The organism is Pseudomonas sp. AM4(2022) (genome assembly GCF_036346515.1).
GTDB lineage: Bacteria > Pseudomonadota > Gammaproteobacteria > Pseudomonadales > Pseudomonadaceae > Aquipseudomonas > Aquipseudomonas paracarnis.
This window is the reverse complement of the sequence record NZ_JAOTNW010000006.1, coordinates 190344-206584: the sequence shown is the minus strand read 5'-3', so window position 1 is coordinate 206584 and position 16241 is coordinate 190344. Positions and strand designations below refer to the sequence as shown.

Here is a 16241-nt window from a genome sequence, read left to right as displayed (position 1 = left end):
ATAAGGCGACGAGTATTCCGGGGTTTTGGAGCCGCTTATGAGTCTGTTCAAATCCTTGCCCCTGGCTATGTTGGTGGCCGGCAGCACCAGTTGGTCGCCGGCCCAGGCCGCTGAAACCCCCGCGCCTGCCGGCAAGGGCGAAAGCGCCAGTGGCCAACTGGAAACTGTCACGGTCACTGCCCGGCGGCGTACCGAAAGTGCCCAGGCCGTGCCGACGCCCATGAGCGTGGTCGGCGGCCAGGCCCTGGAAACCCAGCGGGTGTATCGCATCCAGGATTTGCAGCAATTGGTGCCCAGCGTCAACGTCGCCTATATGCATGCGCGCCAGTCCAGCGTGTCGATCCGCGGCCTGGGCAACAACCCGGCCAGCGATGGCCTGGAAGGCAGCGTGGGGCTGTATATCGACAACGTCTACCTCGGGCGCCCGGGCATGGCGGTGTTCGACCTGATGGACATTGAGCAGCTTGAGGTTTTGCGCGGCCCCCAGGGCACGTTGTTCGGCAAGAACACCACCGCTGGCGTGATCAATATCAGCACCCGCGCGCCGAGTTTTACCCCGGAGCGCAGCATCGAAACCTCCCTGGGCGAGGACGGTTATTTTCAGACCAAGGGCACGATTTCCGGCCCTCTGACCGATGACCTGGCGGGGCGTTTCTCGGCCTATCGCACGCGTAGCGACGGCGACATCAAAAATGAACACGACGGCCATGATCTGAACGGCGGTTCACGCCAGGGCTTTCGCGGGCAACTGCTGTACAAGCCCAGCGAGGCCTTCAACCTGCGTTGGATCGGCGACTACAACGAAGAAGACTCCAGCGCCGGCACCCGCGTGCTGTACAGCACCGGGCCGACCATCAATGGCACCAACCTGTATCAATCCCGGGCCAACGCGGCGGGCGCAACCTTGGTGGACGGCACCCATCGCAAGGTCAACCTGGACAACGACCAGCACGTCACGGTGTTCCAGGGCGGTACGTCGCTGGAAGCCAATTGGACGCTGCCCAGCGACTTCACCCTGACCTCGGTGAGTGCTTACCGCTGGTGGAATTTCACCCCGCGCAACGATGACGGCCTCAACGTACCGGCGTCGTATAACGCCGGGGTTTCGGTGGAAGATAAGCAGTGGTCTCAGGAATTCCGACTGGCGTCGCCCAGCGGTGGTTTCTTCGATTACGTGCTCGGCGCCTACTACTTCGGCTCCGACCTGGATAACAAATCCTTTGCCTACTACGGGCCCAAGGCCGATATCTGGAACGGCACGCCTGCCGGTGCGCTGAGCAACGTGAGCAGTGTGGGCAACGGGCATATCCGCACCGACAGCTTCGCGCTGTTCGCCCAAGGCACCTGGCACCTGACCGAGCGCCTGGATTTCACTGCCGGTGTGCGCGGCACCTACGAAGAGAAAAGCGCCTGGGTCACGCGCAATGCGCCAGTCGGTGGCGCGGCGGTCAGCGGGGCCGCCGCCACGGCGCGGCGTGGGCGTACCGGGGCCTATGACTCGGGTAACCTGTCGCAATACAGCGCGACGCCGTCGGGGCTGCTCAACCTCAGTTATCACTTCACTGAAAACCTGCTGGGCTACGCGACGCTGTCCCATGGCGAGAAGTCCGGCGGTGTGAACTTGGCGGTGGGTTCTGCGCCGACAGCCGGAGCCGACTCGTTGCTGATCGGCACCGAGCGTGCCAACAACGCCGAGCTGGGCTTCAAGAGCACGTTGTGGGACCGCCGCCTGCAGCTCAATGCCAACCTGTTCTGGACTCAGGTCAACGGCTACCAGACCAACGCCTACGACCAGGACAACCGCGTGCAGTACCTGACCAACGCCGGCTCGGTGCGCTCGCGGGGCGTGGAAGTGGAAAGCACCCTCGTGCCGATCAAGGGCCTGACCCTGAACATCAACGGCTCCTTCAATGACGTGACGTACCTGTCTTACAAGGATGCGCCATGCCCGCCGGAAACCAGCCTACGTCCCGGTGCGCCGGCGTCCTGCGACTTGAGCGGTCATCAGGTGGTGGGTGCGTCCAAGTGGATCGCCAACGCCAACGGCGAGTACAAGTGGAACCTGGCGAACGGCTTCGAACCCTACGTCACCGCCAGCTACGCGTTCCGTTCCAAGGCGGTGGGCACGGTGGAAGATTCCGACTACGGGCAGATCCCGGCGTATGCGGTGGTCAACCTGTCTACCGGTTTGCGCGGCGACTATGACCAAGGGCAGTGGGATGTGTCGCTGTGGCTGAAAAACGCCTTCGACAAAACCTACTACACCACCCTGTGGACCGGTGGTAATGGCGGTTACGAGGGCCTGCTGGGCACGCCACGCACCCTAGGCGTGACTGGGCGCTACGACTTCTAGGTCGGTGCGATAGGTGGCCGGGCTGAACACCCGCGTCACCAGCAGCATCGCCACCACCGTCACCGTCAGCACCACCCAGGCGCTGACGAAATTGCCGGTAAGCTCGCGCAGCCAACCGGTCAGCCACGGCGAAATCGCATTGATCAAAAAGCCCACGCCTTGCACGAACGCCGCCAGTTGCCCTGCTTGGCGTGGGTCGCGATGGTGGTCGAGGGTCAGCAGCAGGCTCAGGGCAAAGCACGCCCCTAACCCGAAGCCGCACAAGGCCACCCACAGGTGGGGATATTCCTGCGGCGCAACGATCAGGCCCAGATAACCGATGGTTTGCGCCAGCAGGCTGATGCTGAGCAATGGGCGGCGGTCGATACCGCGTTGCGCCAGCACCGGCATCAGCAGGGCGGCCGTCACCTGAAAAATCGTCATGAACGCCAGCAACGACCCGCTGGGCAGCACGCCCCAACCCAGTTGCTGATAGTAGGCCGGCAGCCACGCGACCATGCTCATGTAGCCGCAATTGACCAGGCCGAAATACAGCGCCAGTAGCCAGGCGCGGCGGTTGCGTAACCCTTTGAACGCAGGCGCCTGCTGTGGATTGCGTGCGGCGCCCAGCGGCAGCCAGGCCCACAGCAGCAACGCACCCAGCGCCGGCAAGAGCCACACCCCCAGGCCTGCCTGCCATTGCTGGAAGTGCGTGGCCACCACCGGGCTGAGCAGCGCCGCCAACCCGCCGCCGGCCATCAGTGACGCCGAATACACCCCCATCGCCACGGGCACACGGTGATGGAATTCGCGCTTGATCATCGCCGGCACCAGCGCCTGGATCAGGGCCACGCCCGCGCCGCCGAGCAGCGCGGTCACCAGCAGTGCCGAAGCCTGGCCCATCAGCCAGCGCGCCAGGCACGCCAGCAGAATCATCAACAAGCCCAGGGCGATGCCGCGACGCTCGCCCAGGCGCGCCTCCACGCGCACGCCGACCAGTGCCACCAACCCCATGCAGATCACCGGCAGGCTGGTGAGCAGGGCGCTGCTCTGAAAGCTCAGGCCGGTGGCCTGGCGAATCTCGCCGAGCAGCGGGCTGATGGAACTGAGGATGGGGCGCAGGTTCAGGCCGAGCACCACCAGCAGGCCCCAGCCGGCGAGGGATTTATTCAGGGTCATGCAGGGTTTTCCACAGGTGATACAGCGCAGTCATTGCGGCGTCGGGAAGGTGCTGGATGGGCAGGCGTTGCGCGCCGATAGGCAGGCCGACCTGTTGGCTGATGGCTGCGGTCGACAGGCCGTACGGCTCGGCCATTTCGTTGCTGGCGGCAAACACTACGCGTTCTACACCGCACAGGTACATGGCGCTCAAGCACATCGGGCAAGGCTGTCCGCTGGCATAGATCACGCACCCTTCCAGGCGCGCACCCAGTTGTCGGCTCGCTGCGCGGATCGCCAGCAGCTCGGCGTGGGCGGTGGGGTCCTGGGTCAGGTGGATCTCATTCACGGCTTCCACCAGCACCTCATTGTTGCGCGTCAGCACCGCGCCGAAGGGGCGGCCACCTTGGGCGACGTTGGCGCGGGCCAAGGCAATAGCGCGTTGCAGGTGTGGTTGATCGTTGGTCATACAAGGCCCCCGGATGCGATGAAAGGTGAAGTATGGTCAGCCAGCAAGGTATTCTGAAATTAAATATAAACATGCCAATCAGTGGCAAACACAATGGTGATGACGTTGTTCGATCCCGTGTTGTTGCGCAGCTTTGTCGCCGTGGTGGACTGCGGCAATTTCACCCGCGCCGCCGAGCGCCTGCATTTGACCCAGTCCACTGTCAGCCAGCAGATCCGCCGGCTTGAAGATGCAGTGGCTTGTCAGTTACTGGACCGCGACCAGCGCCGCGTGGTGGCCACCGCCGAGGGTGAGCGCCTGCTCGCGTATGCGCGCCGCATCCTCGCGCTGCACGAAGAAGCCGCCGATGTGCTGATCAACCAGCAAAGCGACGGCGTGTTGCGCCTCGGCGTGCCGGAGGACTTTGCCGCCGAGCGCCTGATGCCGCTGCTTTCGGCGTTTGTCGTGGCTTATCCACGGGTGCGACTGGAAGTCACCAGCGGGCTGGGCCCTGAATTGCAGCGCCAGTACCGGGGCGGTGAGTTCGACGTGTTGCTGGTCAAGCAGATGGGTGACAGCGACGACTGTGTGGCGTCGTGGCCGGAGCCCTTGTATTGGGTCGACAGCCTGAGCACCCCGGCGCTGGGCCGCGATCCGCTGCCGCTGGTGGCTTTCCCCGTGGGCGGCCTGTATCGCAACGACATGCTGCACCATCTGGAACGGGCCGGTTGGCGTTGGCGCATCGGCTATTCCAGTGCCAGCCTGGCCAGCGTGTGTTCGGCGGTGGCGGCAGGCTTGGGCATCAGTTTATTGCCGGAACGGGTGTTGCAACCGGGCCATCGCATACTCGGCCCAGAGAGTGGCTTGCCACCTGTTCATGGCGTGCGATTGGCCCTGTATGGCCGCAGTGGTTTGGGCGCCGCGGGCCAGAGTTTGCTGGGTGAATTGCTGGCTTTGTGCAGTGGAAACCCGCACTGAGCCATACCTTTGCTGAATATTTTGTATGCCTTTAGGGCATTGAAAAACGACGGCTTGAAGCCAGGCCACGTACCCCGTGGCTTTGGCGTTAACGGCTGTTTTATATATGCAATTTTGTTCTATATATAACTTTAAAGATTACTTTAAGAGATAAATGTCTGGCCCCGATGATTCAGCCCTCGACGGGCCTTCACGCAGGCCCCGTCGGTTTTTCAAAACCGCAGGGAGTGAATCAATGGGCAATGTCCAGACCGCCGCCAGTGCACCCGAGGCGCAGTGGCGCCAGGCACCGAGTGGTGAGTTGGTCGACCTTGGCCGGCCGCATCGCGCGCCGTTGGGGCAATTGCGCCTGCAGAAGACCCCGAAGCGTTTTTCCAGCCGCCGCGAAGGGTTTTTGCTCGGGTTGCTGGTGTTGGCGCTGCACGGCGCAGTGATCTATTGGGTGAGCCAGAAACCCACGCCGGTGCTGCCGATTGTGCCGCCGGAAATTCCACCGATGACCATCGAATTTTCCCAGCCGGCGCCGCCGGTGGTTGAACCGCCACCACCTGTACCACCACCACCGCCGCCACCTGTGGTCGAGCCACCGCCGCCGGTGGTGGATGAGTTGGCGGCCAAGCCGGCGCCGCCCAAACCTGTTGTGAAACCCAAGCCCAAGCCCGTGCCTAAACCTGAGCCCAAGCCGGCCCCCAAGGCCGTCGAGCAGCCACCTGCACCACCGACGCCAGCGCCACCTGCACCGCCCGCACCTGCGGCGCCAGCGCCGGTGACGCCTGCTTCGGCCAACGCCGCGTACCTGAAAAACCCGGCGCCGGAATACCCGTCACTGGCTCAGCGTCGCGGTTGGGAAGGCACGGTGTTGCTGCGCGTGCAGGTGCTGGCCAGCGGTAAACCGGGTGAGATCCAGGTGCAAAAAAGCAGCGGTCGCCAGCAGTTGGATGACGCGGCATTGGCAGCGGTGAAGCGCTGGAGTTTCGTGCCTGCCAAGCAGGGCGATGTGGCCCAGAACGGCTGGGTGAGCGTGCCCATCGATTTCAAGATTCATTAATTATTCAGCGGCGCAGAGGGAAAACATCATGGCATTGGCATCTCCACTTGAATCCATCGAAAGCGCGGTGATCTGGCTGTTGGTGGCCTTTTCGGTCGCCACCTGGGGCCTGGCCTTGCTCAAGGGCGTGCAGTTCGGTCGCCTCAAGGCCCAGGATCGCAAGTTTCACAAACAGTTCTGGGCGGCATCGAGCCTCGACTCGGCCGCCGAACTCGCCGACACCCAGCCTGGCGCCGCCGCCCGTGTAGCCCAAGCTGGCTATGCCGCGATCCAGGTGGGCGATACCACCCATGCTGCGGATTTGAGCCAGGCGATCAATCACCAGGACCGCCTCGAACGCGCCCTGCGCCAGCAAATCGTGCGCGAGCGCCGCTCCCTGGAGACCGGCCTGGCCGTAGTCGCCAGTATCGGCAGCACCTCGCCGTTTATCGGCCTGTTTGGCACCGTGTGGGGCATCATGGAAGCGCTGAAGGGGATCAGCGCCGCCGGGTCCGCCAGCCTGGAAACCGTGGCCGGGCCGATTGGTGCGGCGCTGGTTGCGACCGGCGTGGGGATCGCCGTCGCGGTGCCTGCGGTGCTGGTCTACAACTATTTCCTGCGCCGCCTGAAGCTGACGGCGGCAGACCTGGATGACTTTGCCCACGACTTCTACAGCCTGGCGCAGAAGAACTCATTCCGCGTGCTGTTGCATCCGACACTGACCAAAGCCAGCGTCGCCAGCCCGCAAAAAGTGAAGGAGGCGTCCTGACATGGCCTTCTCCACGCAAGACAGTGATGAGGTGCTGAGCGAGATCAACGTCACGCCGCTGGTGGACGTGATGCTGGTGCTGCTGGTGGTGTTTATCGTTACCGCGCCGCTGTTGACCAACTCCATCCCGATCAACCTGCCCAAGACCCAGGCCGTAGCGCCGGTCGAGCAGAAAGACCCGCTGGTGGTGAGCATCGACGGCGCAGGCAAAGTGTTTATCAACAAGGACGCCATCCAGCCGGACCTGCTGGAATTCAACCTGCAGGCGGCCAAGGCCAAGGACCCCGATGTACGGGTGCAACTGCAGGCCGATGACGGTGTGAATTATGGCGAAGTGGCGCGCGCCATGGCGTCGATCGAGCGCGCGGGGATTACCAAGTTGTCGGTGATCACCGCACGGTAGTTTCAAAAAATCTCGACAGTTTTTGGGCCGCTTTCCTTGGCAGGGTGCGGCCTTTTTTTATTTAAGGGTCAGGTATTTATGGATGTTGCACAGGAAAAGAATTTACATGTTTTTGAGTGTTTCCAAGCGTGCAATTCTGGACGACATGATTATGCTGGGCAGTGCATGGAGCAATTTAATTAATGGAGAAATTACATGCCTATACGGTTTCCTGTTCAGCTGGTAAACACGTTTGTAAATCCGCAGGTGTCAACTGATAAGCCTGTAGAAAATTCCCCTGTGGTGGTCTCTCCACCCTCCGGTTCACCACGTCTCAAACATCCTTCAGCCTGTAAGCCGCCAAGTTTGGTTGACTACCAGAGAAAATACGGTGCATCAAAAGGGGGGGAGTCTGCCGGCGTCTCCAGGGGGACGAACAACGGAAGTTCGACATTGAAGAAAAACGCTAATATAGAGTCTTATATTGGTAAACATTCTGGCGATTTTATAACCCCCGAAAAAGAAATTTCAACAATCTTGTCCGCAGCGATAAAGCAGCGCTGGGGATTGGATCTTGATCCCGATAAAACGTTTTTGGTTACATTTAAAGATAATGGGGAAGACGAAAAAGACGTCGTCGAAAAAATAACACTGACACAGGCGGCGCTGAAGAACAGGCAAGATGTAACGATTGAGGATAATGAGGGTTGGTTTCGAAAAATTGCCAAATATTTTTCTCCGGTAGTGTATGTTTACAATAAAATTGACGGCTGGGTCGAAGAGGCAAACAGTCGGCAAGGTATTTACCGGGAACCGAGTGCTCAGGGGGCTGCGCCTTATACTTCGGATACTCACGTATCCATACCCGTTGATGATTTTAAAACATTAGTCTGGGATACAGACCGGACTAAACTGTATAAAAATACCCTTGATAGCTTTTGGGACAAGCACAGCGGCTCATATACATCATTGAGTAAAATCTCTTTTGTTAAAGCGATCAATCTACAACGCTTGGAAGGCTCGCTTAAGCCTGCCGAGGCAGCACTCGCCCAGCGTGCGTTGGGGCCTGTTGCGCAAAAGGAATGGTCCGAGCTGACCGCCCAGGATTTTACAACGCCTGCGGTCAAGGACCCGGATCTGGATGTCGGTATGCTGAGCATCAATGGCTTTCAGTCCACCGACTTGATGTGTGTGACCGACCGCAAAACCCAGCTCACATTGCTTTACATCCCTGGCAATTCCTCGCCGATCCATCGCTTCGACAATCCGGAACAAATGAAAACGTGGCTGGCCGAGCAAGCCAGGGATCCTGTAAAGCGTGAATCACTGTTGACGCATTTCTCCCTCAAGGACCAGGCCAGAAGGTCGTTTTCAGATGGTGTGCGTCAAACCTTGGAAGGGATGGCCAATTGGTCCGAAGCGCAGGCGTCAGGGAACGCGTTTCTTTCGGGGCTCAATGGCTGGGTGCCGGATCGTTTTATCACCGTTGAGCCATTAAGTGGCGATCCTTTTGAAGCGGTCAAGGTTCGGCAAAAAGAGCGTTCTTACTCGGATGCCGACAATGCCATTGTCAGCGATGGCGACTACACCAAGAACAAGATACTGCAGGGTGTGGAGGAGGCCACAAAGGTCGCAATGTTCATGACACCACTGGCGCTGGTCATGCCGGAAGTAGCCATAGGGCTGGATATTTTCTTCCTGGCTGCCGGGGTCACCCAGGCAGGCATCGGTATTGATGATGCCGTCAAAGGCAAAGCGACGGGGGCTGACCGTATCGTTTTTGGCGTATTGAACGCCGTGCCGCCATTAGCCACTCATGCGGGGGCGCCGCTTGCGAAGGTGCTGACAGAGCGGGTCTCCGGGGAGGGCATTGTTGCAGGGGGTGATATTGCAGCCCAGGCGCCCACTCAAGTCACCGAACAAGGGCGGCCAAACTTCAACCCGCCACGACGTGTCAATGGCCAGATAGGATATCCGATGAGCCCTGTTGCGCCTCCGAAGATCCTAGAGGAGTTCACGATTCCAATGGACGATATCCATCAAATGTTCTCGCAAGACTACATGGTTTTTGTAGGTCAGTACGGTACAAAAGTTACGTATGACGTAGAGGCACGCCTCTGGCGTGGGCTCAACGAGAACGGGCAAGTGAATGACATTTTTTATTGGCGTAAGGGGCAAGGAAAGTGGCTGAGTGGTACTAAAGCCGAGGCGACTGCCGGGAGTAAAAGTGCACCGGTTTCGACTATTAATAAAACACTGAAAGTACCGCCACTGCCGTCGCTGCCTTCCGCCGCTACAGAAGTGCCAAAAGTCATCCACTATTTTTGGGCAGGCAATGAGATGCCAGAGCATTTGCTCGAAAATATTATTGAGAACTCCAGGAAAAGCCCGGGGTATAAGTCTATCGTTCACGTGGATGCCAATAACGCTGGGGCCTTTCAGAAGATAAAATCCGCTCTGGATCACCGAGTGGGTGGGCTTGAAGTTCACGATTTGAAAGAAGAGGAGGCTTTTCGAGAACTCAATGCCGGCAAGTATGGGGAGATGTATCAGTATTTTCGCTCAGGACAAGGGCAGAATTTATCGGCCTCATCTGACGTCATGCGCGTTGCGCTGATAAAAAAATACGGTGGTATTTATCTCGATACTGACGATGTTCTGACTAAGGGGGTAGGCGATGTCACGCTGAAAGCCACCCCAAATGATATTCTGATGAATTCGCCCGTTACTTACGCTGCCACGGACTTCAATGGGTTCAATACAAGTAATTTTGCGAGCCATCCCGACAATCCTTTGCTCGATACCCTTATGGAAGAATCTTATCAGCGATACAAGGCTAATGAATCCTGGTTGCAGGCAAATCGTCCGTTCCTGCCTGAGGAAGCGACAACCGCAGAGCAACAGGCTTATAAAGAGTATGAAACAAAGATTTTTGAAATAACCGGTCCGAGAATGTTTGGGGATGTGCTCGAACGAGAGAATTACGGTTTCTTTCCGATTGTCGATGAAATAAACGAGCTCTTGAATGCTCGTGTTCTTCTTCCCGAAAATTATGCAAAAAAATACACTGAGTTGAGAGATTATTATATGCCGATGAATCATAAGTTTGGGGTTTCTATCGGGGCGGAGCACTCCATGCAGCATTCTCGTTAATCCGGGTATAGGCTTGACGGCATGAGCAATAGTGAGCGCTGGACGCTTAAACGTGACCACTGATTGCTCATCTGGAAAGTAATCCAGCTTCGCCAAAGAGAAGGGCATCGTCTCGCTCTGACACTTGGGTGTCGGGGCGAGCGATGGCGTTTCCTGAGGTGTGGGCGGGGAGATATGGCTAAATTCTATTTTGTTATTAATAAATTCTTTTTTATTCCTTATTCTGTTTGAAGGTCATCCCTATACTGAGCTGCAACGCTAAACGTTGCAGGAGGGCACACCCATGCACAGCGAGTCGATTCGTTATCTGATCGTGCCGGGCTGGCAAGGATCGCCAGAAGATCATTGGCAAACCCATTGGCAGAACAGCCTGCCCAATAGCGCACGGGTGGAACAGGCCGATTGGCTGACGCCGCGTCGCGAGGACTGGGTTGCCGCACTGGCCGAGGCCATCGCTGCCGACAGCACGCCGGTCATCCTGATCGCTCATAGCCTGGGTTGCATCACCGTGGCCCACTGGGCCGCCACTGCCCCCGTGCACTTCTTGCGGCAGGTACGCGGCGCGTTGCTCGTGGCACCGGCGGATGTCGAGCGCCCTGCGTGTGCCCCTGCTCTGCGCAATTTCGCCCCTATTCCAACTGACCTGCTGCCATTTCCCAGCCAGGTGGTCAGCTCCGATAACGACAGTGCCGTGAGCGCCCCCAGGGCTCTGGAACTGGCGCGTCAGTGGGGCGCCGAAGCCGGCATCTTGTCGGGCGCCGGGCATATCAATGTGAAGTCCGGCCACCGGCGCTGGGAGCAAGGGTTTGCTTACCTCTATCGCTTGCAACATCGCCTCGAGCACCACGCTCGGCGCAGCGCCTAATATTTTTCAACGCCCCGTCCCTGTGCGGATTGGGGCGGGAGCCTGCCATGAGTCTGCATGAAACCTTTGGCCAGCCGCTGCTGACCTTTCCCGATGCTGAAAAAAGCCCGTTGAGCATCCGCGCCAAGGCGCTGGTGTTCGTCGACCCACGCTCACGCCAACTGCGTGAAGAGTTGGAAAGCCTTGCGCCGCGTGCCTTACCCGTACTGATTCGCGGAGAAACCGGCAGCGGTAAAGAATTGCTGGCGCGGCACATTCACCGTGGCAGCGACCGTACTGGCCTGTTTGTCTCGGTCAACTGTGGCGCTATCAGCCCCACCTATGCGGATGCCGAGTTGTTCGGCTATGCCGCCGGTAGCCACAGCGGCGCGGCGAGCAGCCGGGCGGGTTGGTTCGGCTCGGCCAATGGCGGCACCTTGTACCTGGATGAGATTGGCGACTTGCCGCTGCCGATCCAGGTGAAATTGCTCGCGGCCCTGGAAAACCACGAAGTCACCCGCGTCGGCGCTCATCAGCCCAGCCCGGTGGATGTGCGCCTGGTGGCCGCCACCAGCATCGACCTGGCCCAGGCCGTGGCCGTCGGCAAGTTTCACGAGCGTCTGTTCCATTATTTGAGTGAGGGCCGGTTGGACCTGCCGGCGTTGCGCGAGCGGGTGGGAGATATCTTGTCCCTGGCCGAATATTTCCTGGGCATCTACAGCCAGCGCCTGGACCTGCCGGTGCCGCTGATCAGCGACGCCGCCCAGCAAGTGCTGGAACACCACACCTGGCCGGGCAATACGCGAGAATTGGAAAACGTCATTCACTTTGCCTTGCTGGTGAGCAGTGGCGATGAAATCTTGCCCGAGCATTTGAACTTGCCGGTGGCGGGTTCGCCGCTGGAGCAAGTGCGACGAATTTTTGCCAGCGCCAGTCCAGCCGAGTGGGAGTCGTTGCGTAAATTCCTGTATGAGCAAAATGGAATATCAAAGTGAATAAAAGATATTGTTCGGGAATAAAAAATCTAGGTATTGTCCCTCCCACGCCGCGATAGCACTTCGCTGGCACCTCACATAAAAACGGTCGTTAGAAGGACATTGCATGAAAAAGGTTCTGTTGTTTACCGCTCTGGCGGCTGCTCTGACTGCCGGCTTCGCCCAGGCCAACGAGAAACTGGTGGTGGCCGCTACGCCGATCCCGCACGCCGAAATCCTCGAGCTGATCAAGCCGACCCTGGCCAAGGAAGGCGTGGACCTGCAGATCAAAGTCTTTACCGACTACGTACAGCCCAACGTGCAAGTCGCTGAGAAACGCCTGGACGCCAACTATTTCCAGACCCTGCCGTACCTGGAAAACTTCAACAAGGGCAAGGGCACCAACCTGGTTACAGTGGTCGGTGTGCACGTTGAACCCATCGGCGGTTACTCGAAAAAGATCAAAAATATCTCTGAGCTCAAAGATGGCGCCACTGTAGCTATCCCGAACGAAGGCTCCAACAGTGGCCGCGCCCTGTTGCTGCTGCAGAAGAATGGTTTGATCACACTGAAGGACCCGAAAAACGCCTTGTCCACCCCGAAAGACATCGCCAGCAACCCGAAGAACCTGAAGTTCAAAGAACTGGAATCGGCCCTGTTGCCGCGCGTACTTGATCAGGTTGACCTGGACGTGATCAACACCAACTACGCCCTGGAAGCTGGCCTGAACCCGGCCAAGGACGCGTTGATCATCGAAGATGCCAAGTCGCCGTACGTGAACTTCCTGGTGGCACGCCCGGACAACAAGGACAGCGATGCTATCCAGAAGCTGGCCAAGGCCCTGACCAGCCCGGAAGTCAAAGCTTTCATCGAGAAGAAGTACAACGGCGCGGTGGTGCCAGCGTTCTGATGTAAGCCAAAACCCCCTTCAAGGTTTCAACGCCGACGGCTACTACAGCGTCGGCGTTTTTTTATCTGAAATACCTTCAAAACTGTGGGAGCTGGCTTGCCTGCGATAGCGGTGGGTCAGTGTCACATCTGTACCTGACGGACCGCTATCGCAGGCAAGCCAGCTCCCACAGAGGTAAGTTTTTTGGTGATATGGATATGCTATCTAGGTATTTAAAATTTGATTTTTATACCTTTAAAGTTCGCGCTAGCTGACGTTATCCACGTCGGCACGGACTGCGCTCGCGGCATTACCCATGCGGCGATATGGACTGCACATGACCTTCGATTTCGCTTTTATCCTCAGCACCCTGCCGGCGTTTCTCAAGGCCGTGGGTGTGACGCTGCAAGTCGGCCTGATCGCCATTGCCACGTCCTTGCTGGTGGCGCTGATCAACGCTGCGCTGCTAGTGTTTCGCATGCCTTACCTGTCGCGCCTGGTGGCGCTCTATGTGGAGCTGGCGCGTAACACGCCGTTGTTGATCCAACTGTTCTTCGTCTACTTCGCGCTGCCGGCCCTGGGTTTGAATATTTCCGGGTTCTGGGCGGCGATCATCACCATGACCTTTCTGGGCGGCGCCTACCTCACCGAAGTACTGCGCGCCGGTGTGGAAGCGGTGCCGCTGGCGCAAATCGAGTCGGGCAAGTCCATTGGCCTGTCCGATTGGCAGCTGCTGCGCCACGTGATCCTGCCCCAGGCCGGCATCCTCAGCCTGCCGGCGCTGTTCGCCAATTTCATTTTCCTGCTCAAGGAAACCACCGTGGTGTCGGCGGTGGCGGTGCCGGAAATTCTCTACACCACCAAGAGCTACATCGCTCTCTACTACAAAACCTACGAAATGCTCGCTGTGCTGACGCTGATTTGCGTGCTGTTGTTCCTGCCGTTGTCGCTGTTGCTCAGCCGCCTGGAAAGGAGGCTCCAGCATGGCCAGTTCGGGTCTTGAGTTGTTGTGGGTGTCGTTGCCGCAATTGGGCAAGGGCGCTGCGCAAACCCTGTCGATTTCGTTTTTGAGCATCGCCTTCAGTACGGTTGGTGGCGTGCTCTACGGCGTGCTGCGCACCTTGAATAACAGGGCGATCAACGGCGTGCTGCGGGTCTACCTGGAACTGTTTCGCGCCATTCCGGTGCTGGTGTGGTTGTACCTGCTGTTTTTTGGCGTGCCGATCTTCTTCGGCCTGAGCATCCCGAGTTTCTGGTGCGCGGTGCTGGTGCTGTCGTTGTGGGGCGCCAGCGAGGTGGGCGAAGTGGTGCGTGGCGCGTTGCATTCGCTGCCCCGTGGCCAGCGCGAAGCGGGGCTGTCGATTGGCCTGTCCGGCCCACAGTTGTACGGCTATGTACTGCTGCCCCAGGCCCTCAAGCGCATGACGCCGCCGACCATCAACGTGTACACGCGCATCATCAAGACCAGCTCCCTGGCGGTGCTGATTGGTGTGGTGGATGTGATCAAGGTCGGCCAGCAAATCATCGAGCGCACCTATGAGTCTGTATTGATCTACGGTGCGCTGTTCCTGTTTTTCTTCTTTATCTGCTACCCGTTGTCAGCCGCCTCCAAGGTGCTGGAACGGCGCTGGGCCCAAGCATGAGCGCATTGATCGAGTTCCAGGGTTTCAACAAATTCTTCGGCGAGGCGCAGGTGCTCAAGGGCATCGACCTGAGCGTGCAACGCGGCGAAGTGGTGGTGATCCTCGGCCCCAGCGGCTGTGGCAAAAGCACCTTGCTGCGCTGCCTAAATGGGCTGGAGGTTGCTCACAGCGGACACTTGCGCTTTGCAGGCATTGAGCTGCTGGATAAAACCACCGACTGGCGCCAGGTACGCCAGGACATTGGCATGGTGTTCCAGAGCTACCACCTGTTCCCGCACATGAGCGTGCTCGACAACATCCTGCTCGGCCCGCTCAAAGTGCAAAAACGTGACCCCCGCGAGGCTCGTGAGCAGGCGCAAAAACTGCTGGAACGCGTGGGCCTGGCCGACAAGCGCGACGCCTTCCCACGCCAGCTTTCCGGTGGACAGCAACAACGCATCGCCATCGTCCGCTCGTTGTGCATGAACCCTCAGGTCATGCTGTTTGACGAAGTCACCGCGGCCCTCGACCCGGAGATGGTCAAGGAAGTGCTGGAAGTGATCCAGGACCTGGCCCGCGATGGCATGACTCTGCTGATCGTTACTCACGAAATGGCCTTCGCCCGCGCCGTCGCTGACCGCGTGGTGTTCATGGAGGCCGGTCGCATCCTCGAACACAACACCCCCGAGGCATTCTTTACGAACCCGCAGACCGCACGCGCGCAGCAGTTCCTGGAGAAGTTCTCCTTTGTTTCAACACTGCCCAAAAAGATCAAGGAACTGGAGCTGATATGAAAAAGTTACTGCTGCCACTGTTTGCCGTCGCCTTGCTGGCCGGCTGCGATAAAAAGGCCGAAGAGCCGGTAAAACCCGCCGCTGTGAGCTACATCGACAAAATCAAAGCGCGGGACAAGCTGATTGTGGGCGTGTTTACCGACAAGCCGCCATTCGGTTTTGTGGATGAAGCCGGTCGTTATGTCGGCTTCGATACCGACATTGGCCGTCAATTCGCCAAGGACCTGTTGGGCGACGAAAACAAGGTGGAATTTGTCGCCGTGGAACCTGCCAGCCGTATCCCCTTCCTGCAAAGCGACAAGGTCGACCTGATTCTCGCCAACATGACCGTGACGCCTGAACGCAAGGAAGCGGTGGACTTCACCAACCCCAACCTGAAAGTCGCGGTCCAGGCCCTGGTGCCGAATGACAGTGCGGTGAAAAGCCTGGACGACCTGGCAACCCGTACCACCATCGTCACGACCGGCACCACCGCCGATATCTGGCTGACCAAGAACCACCCGGACTGGAAGCTGCTCAAGTTCGAGAAGAACTCCGAGTCGCTGCAAGCATTATCGGCTGGCCGTGGGGATGCCTACGCGCAAGACAACCTGGTGCTGTTCAGCTGGGCCAAGCAGAACCCAGGCTACCGCGTGCTGGAAGAGAAACTGGGGGATGAAGCACCGATTGCTCCGGCGGTGAAGAAGGGCAATACCGAGCTGCGCGACTGGGTGAATGCCGAGCTGGCGAAGTTGGGTGAGGAGAAGTTCCTGCTCAAGCTCTATGACCAATATGTGCGTAAAGAGCTGAGCGATGACACTAAGCCTGAGAGTGTGATTGTTGAAGGCGGTAAGTGGCAGGGCTGAAATAGCTATCGCAGGCAAGCCAGCTC

General features: G+C 58.7%; 15 protein-coding genes. 13 read left to right on the top strand and 2 right to left on the bottom strand.

The window, feature by feature from the left end; translation table 11 throughout:
• The first annotated feature begins 67 nt into the window (after positions 1-67).
• On the top strand, positions 68-2353 hold the full coding sequence (locus ODQ19_RS10710; RefSeq protein ID WP_442962736.1) for a TonB-dependent receptor: 2286 nt from the start codon (positions 68-70) through the stop codon (positions 2351-2353).
• Here the strand turns inward: ODQ19_RS10710 and ODQ19_RS10705 are convergent.
• Together ODQ19_RS10705 and ODQ19_RS10700 are read right to left on the bottom strand one after the other, a co-directional pair.
• Entirely contained in the window at positions 2324-3511 is a 1188-nt protein-coding gene (locus tag ODQ19_RS10705; protein ID WP_330210002.1) for a CynX/NimT family MFS transporter, read from the bottom strand. The two genes, ODQ19_RS10710 and ODQ19_RS10705, sit on opposite strands and share 30 nt — an antisense overlap.
• The gene (locus tag ODQ19_RS10700) at positions 3498-3959 is read right to left on the bottom strand and encodes a nucleoside deaminase (RefSeq protein ID WP_330210001.1); all 462 of its coding nucleotides are present in this window, start codon (positions 3957-3959) and stop codon (positions 3498-3500) included. The genes ODQ19_RS10705 and ODQ19_RS10700 overlap by 14 nt, the downstream gene beginning before the upstream one ends.
• A 105-nt stretch (positions 3960-4064) precedes the next feature.
• Here ODQ19_RS10700 and ODQ19_RS10695 point away from each other — a divergent pair, with 105 nt between their 5' ends.
• The 12 genes from ODQ19_RS10695 (at position 4065) to ODQ19_RS10640 (ending at position 16215) form a co-directional block, all read left to right on the top strand.
• Positions 4065-4916, top strand: a complete 852-nt coding sequence (locus ODQ19_RS10695) for a LysR family transcriptional regulator (RefSeq protein WP_005783745.1) — start codon at positions 4065-4067, stop codon at positions 4914-4916.
• 235 nt (positions 4917-5151) lie between these two features.
• Positions 5152-5964 (top strand): energy transducer TonB, encoded by an 813-nt coding sequence (locus ODQ19_RS10690; protein ID WP_330210000.1) that lies wholly within the window; start codon positions 5152-5154, stop codon positions 5962-5964.
• Between the two features lie 25 nt (positions 5965-5989).
• Positions 5990-6712 (top strand): MotA/TolQ/ExbB proton channel family protein, encoded by a 723-nt coding sequence (locus ODQ19_RS10685; RefSeq protein ID WP_087149709.1) that lies wholly within the window; start codon positions 5990-5992, stop codon positions 6710-6712.
• 1 nt (position 6713) lies between these two features.
• Positions 6714-7115, top strand: a complete 402-nt coding sequence (locus tag ODQ19_RS10680; protein WP_003187607.1) for an ExbD/TolR family protein — start codon at positions 6714-6716, stop codon at positions 7113-7115.
• A gap of 195 nt (positions 7116-7310) precedes the next feature.
• Positions 7311-10247, top strand: coding sequence for a glycosyltransferase family 32 protein (locus tag ODQ19_RS10675; protein WP_330209999.1), 2937 nt, complete (start codon positions 7311-7313; stop codon positions 10245-10247).
• 283 nt (positions 10248-10530) lie between these two features.
• Positions 10531-11112 (top strand): alpha/beta hydrolase, encoded by a 582-nt coding sequence (locus ODQ19_RS10670; RefSeq protein WP_034125468.1) that lies wholly within the window; start codon positions 10531-10533, stop codon positions 11110-11112.
• Positions 11113-11159: 47 nt separating this feature from the next.
• On the top strand, positions 11160-12086 hold the full coding sequence (locus ODQ19_RS10665; protein ID WP_330209998.1) for a sigma 54-interacting transcriptional regulator: 927 nt from the start codon (positions 11160-11162) through the stop codon (positions 12084-12086).
• A gap of 106 nt (positions 12087-12192) precedes the next feature.
• Positions 12193-12975, top strand: a complete 783-nt coding sequence (locus tag ODQ19_RS10660) for a MetQ/NlpA family ABC transporter substrate-binding protein (protein WP_330209997.1) — start codon at positions 12193-12195, stop codon at positions 12973-12975.
• A gap of 316 nt (positions 12976-13291) precedes the next feature.
• Positions 13292-13957, top strand: a complete 666-nt coding sequence (locus tag ODQ19_RS10655) for an amino acid ABC transporter permease (protein ID WP_330209996.1) — start codon at positions 13292-13294, stop codon at positions 13955-13957.
• On the top strand, positions 13938-14597 hold the full coding sequence (locus ODQ19_RS10650) for an amino acid ABC transporter permease (RefSeq protein ID WP_116666332.1): 660 nt from the start codon (positions 13938-13940) through the stop codon (positions 14595-14597). Before ODQ19_RS10655 ends, ODQ19_RS10650 begins: the two co-directional genes overlap by 20 nt.
• Positions 14594-15370 (top strand): amino acid ABC transporter ATP-binding protein, encoded by a 777-nt coding sequence (locus ODQ19_RS10645; RefSeq protein WP_116666331.1) that lies wholly within the window; start codon positions 14594-14596, stop codon positions 15368-15370. The genes ODQ19_RS10650 and ODQ19_RS10645 overlap by 4 nt, the downstream gene beginning before the upstream one ends.
• Complete coding sequence (locus tag ODQ19_RS10640) at positions 15367-16215, top strand: transporter substrate-binding domain-containing protein (protein ID WP_003187618.1); 849 nt, start codon at positions 15367-15369, stop codon at positions 16213-16215. Before ODQ19_RS10645 ends, ODQ19_RS10640 begins: the two co-directional genes overlap by 4 nt.
• Positions 16216-16241 lie beyond the last annotated feature (26 nt).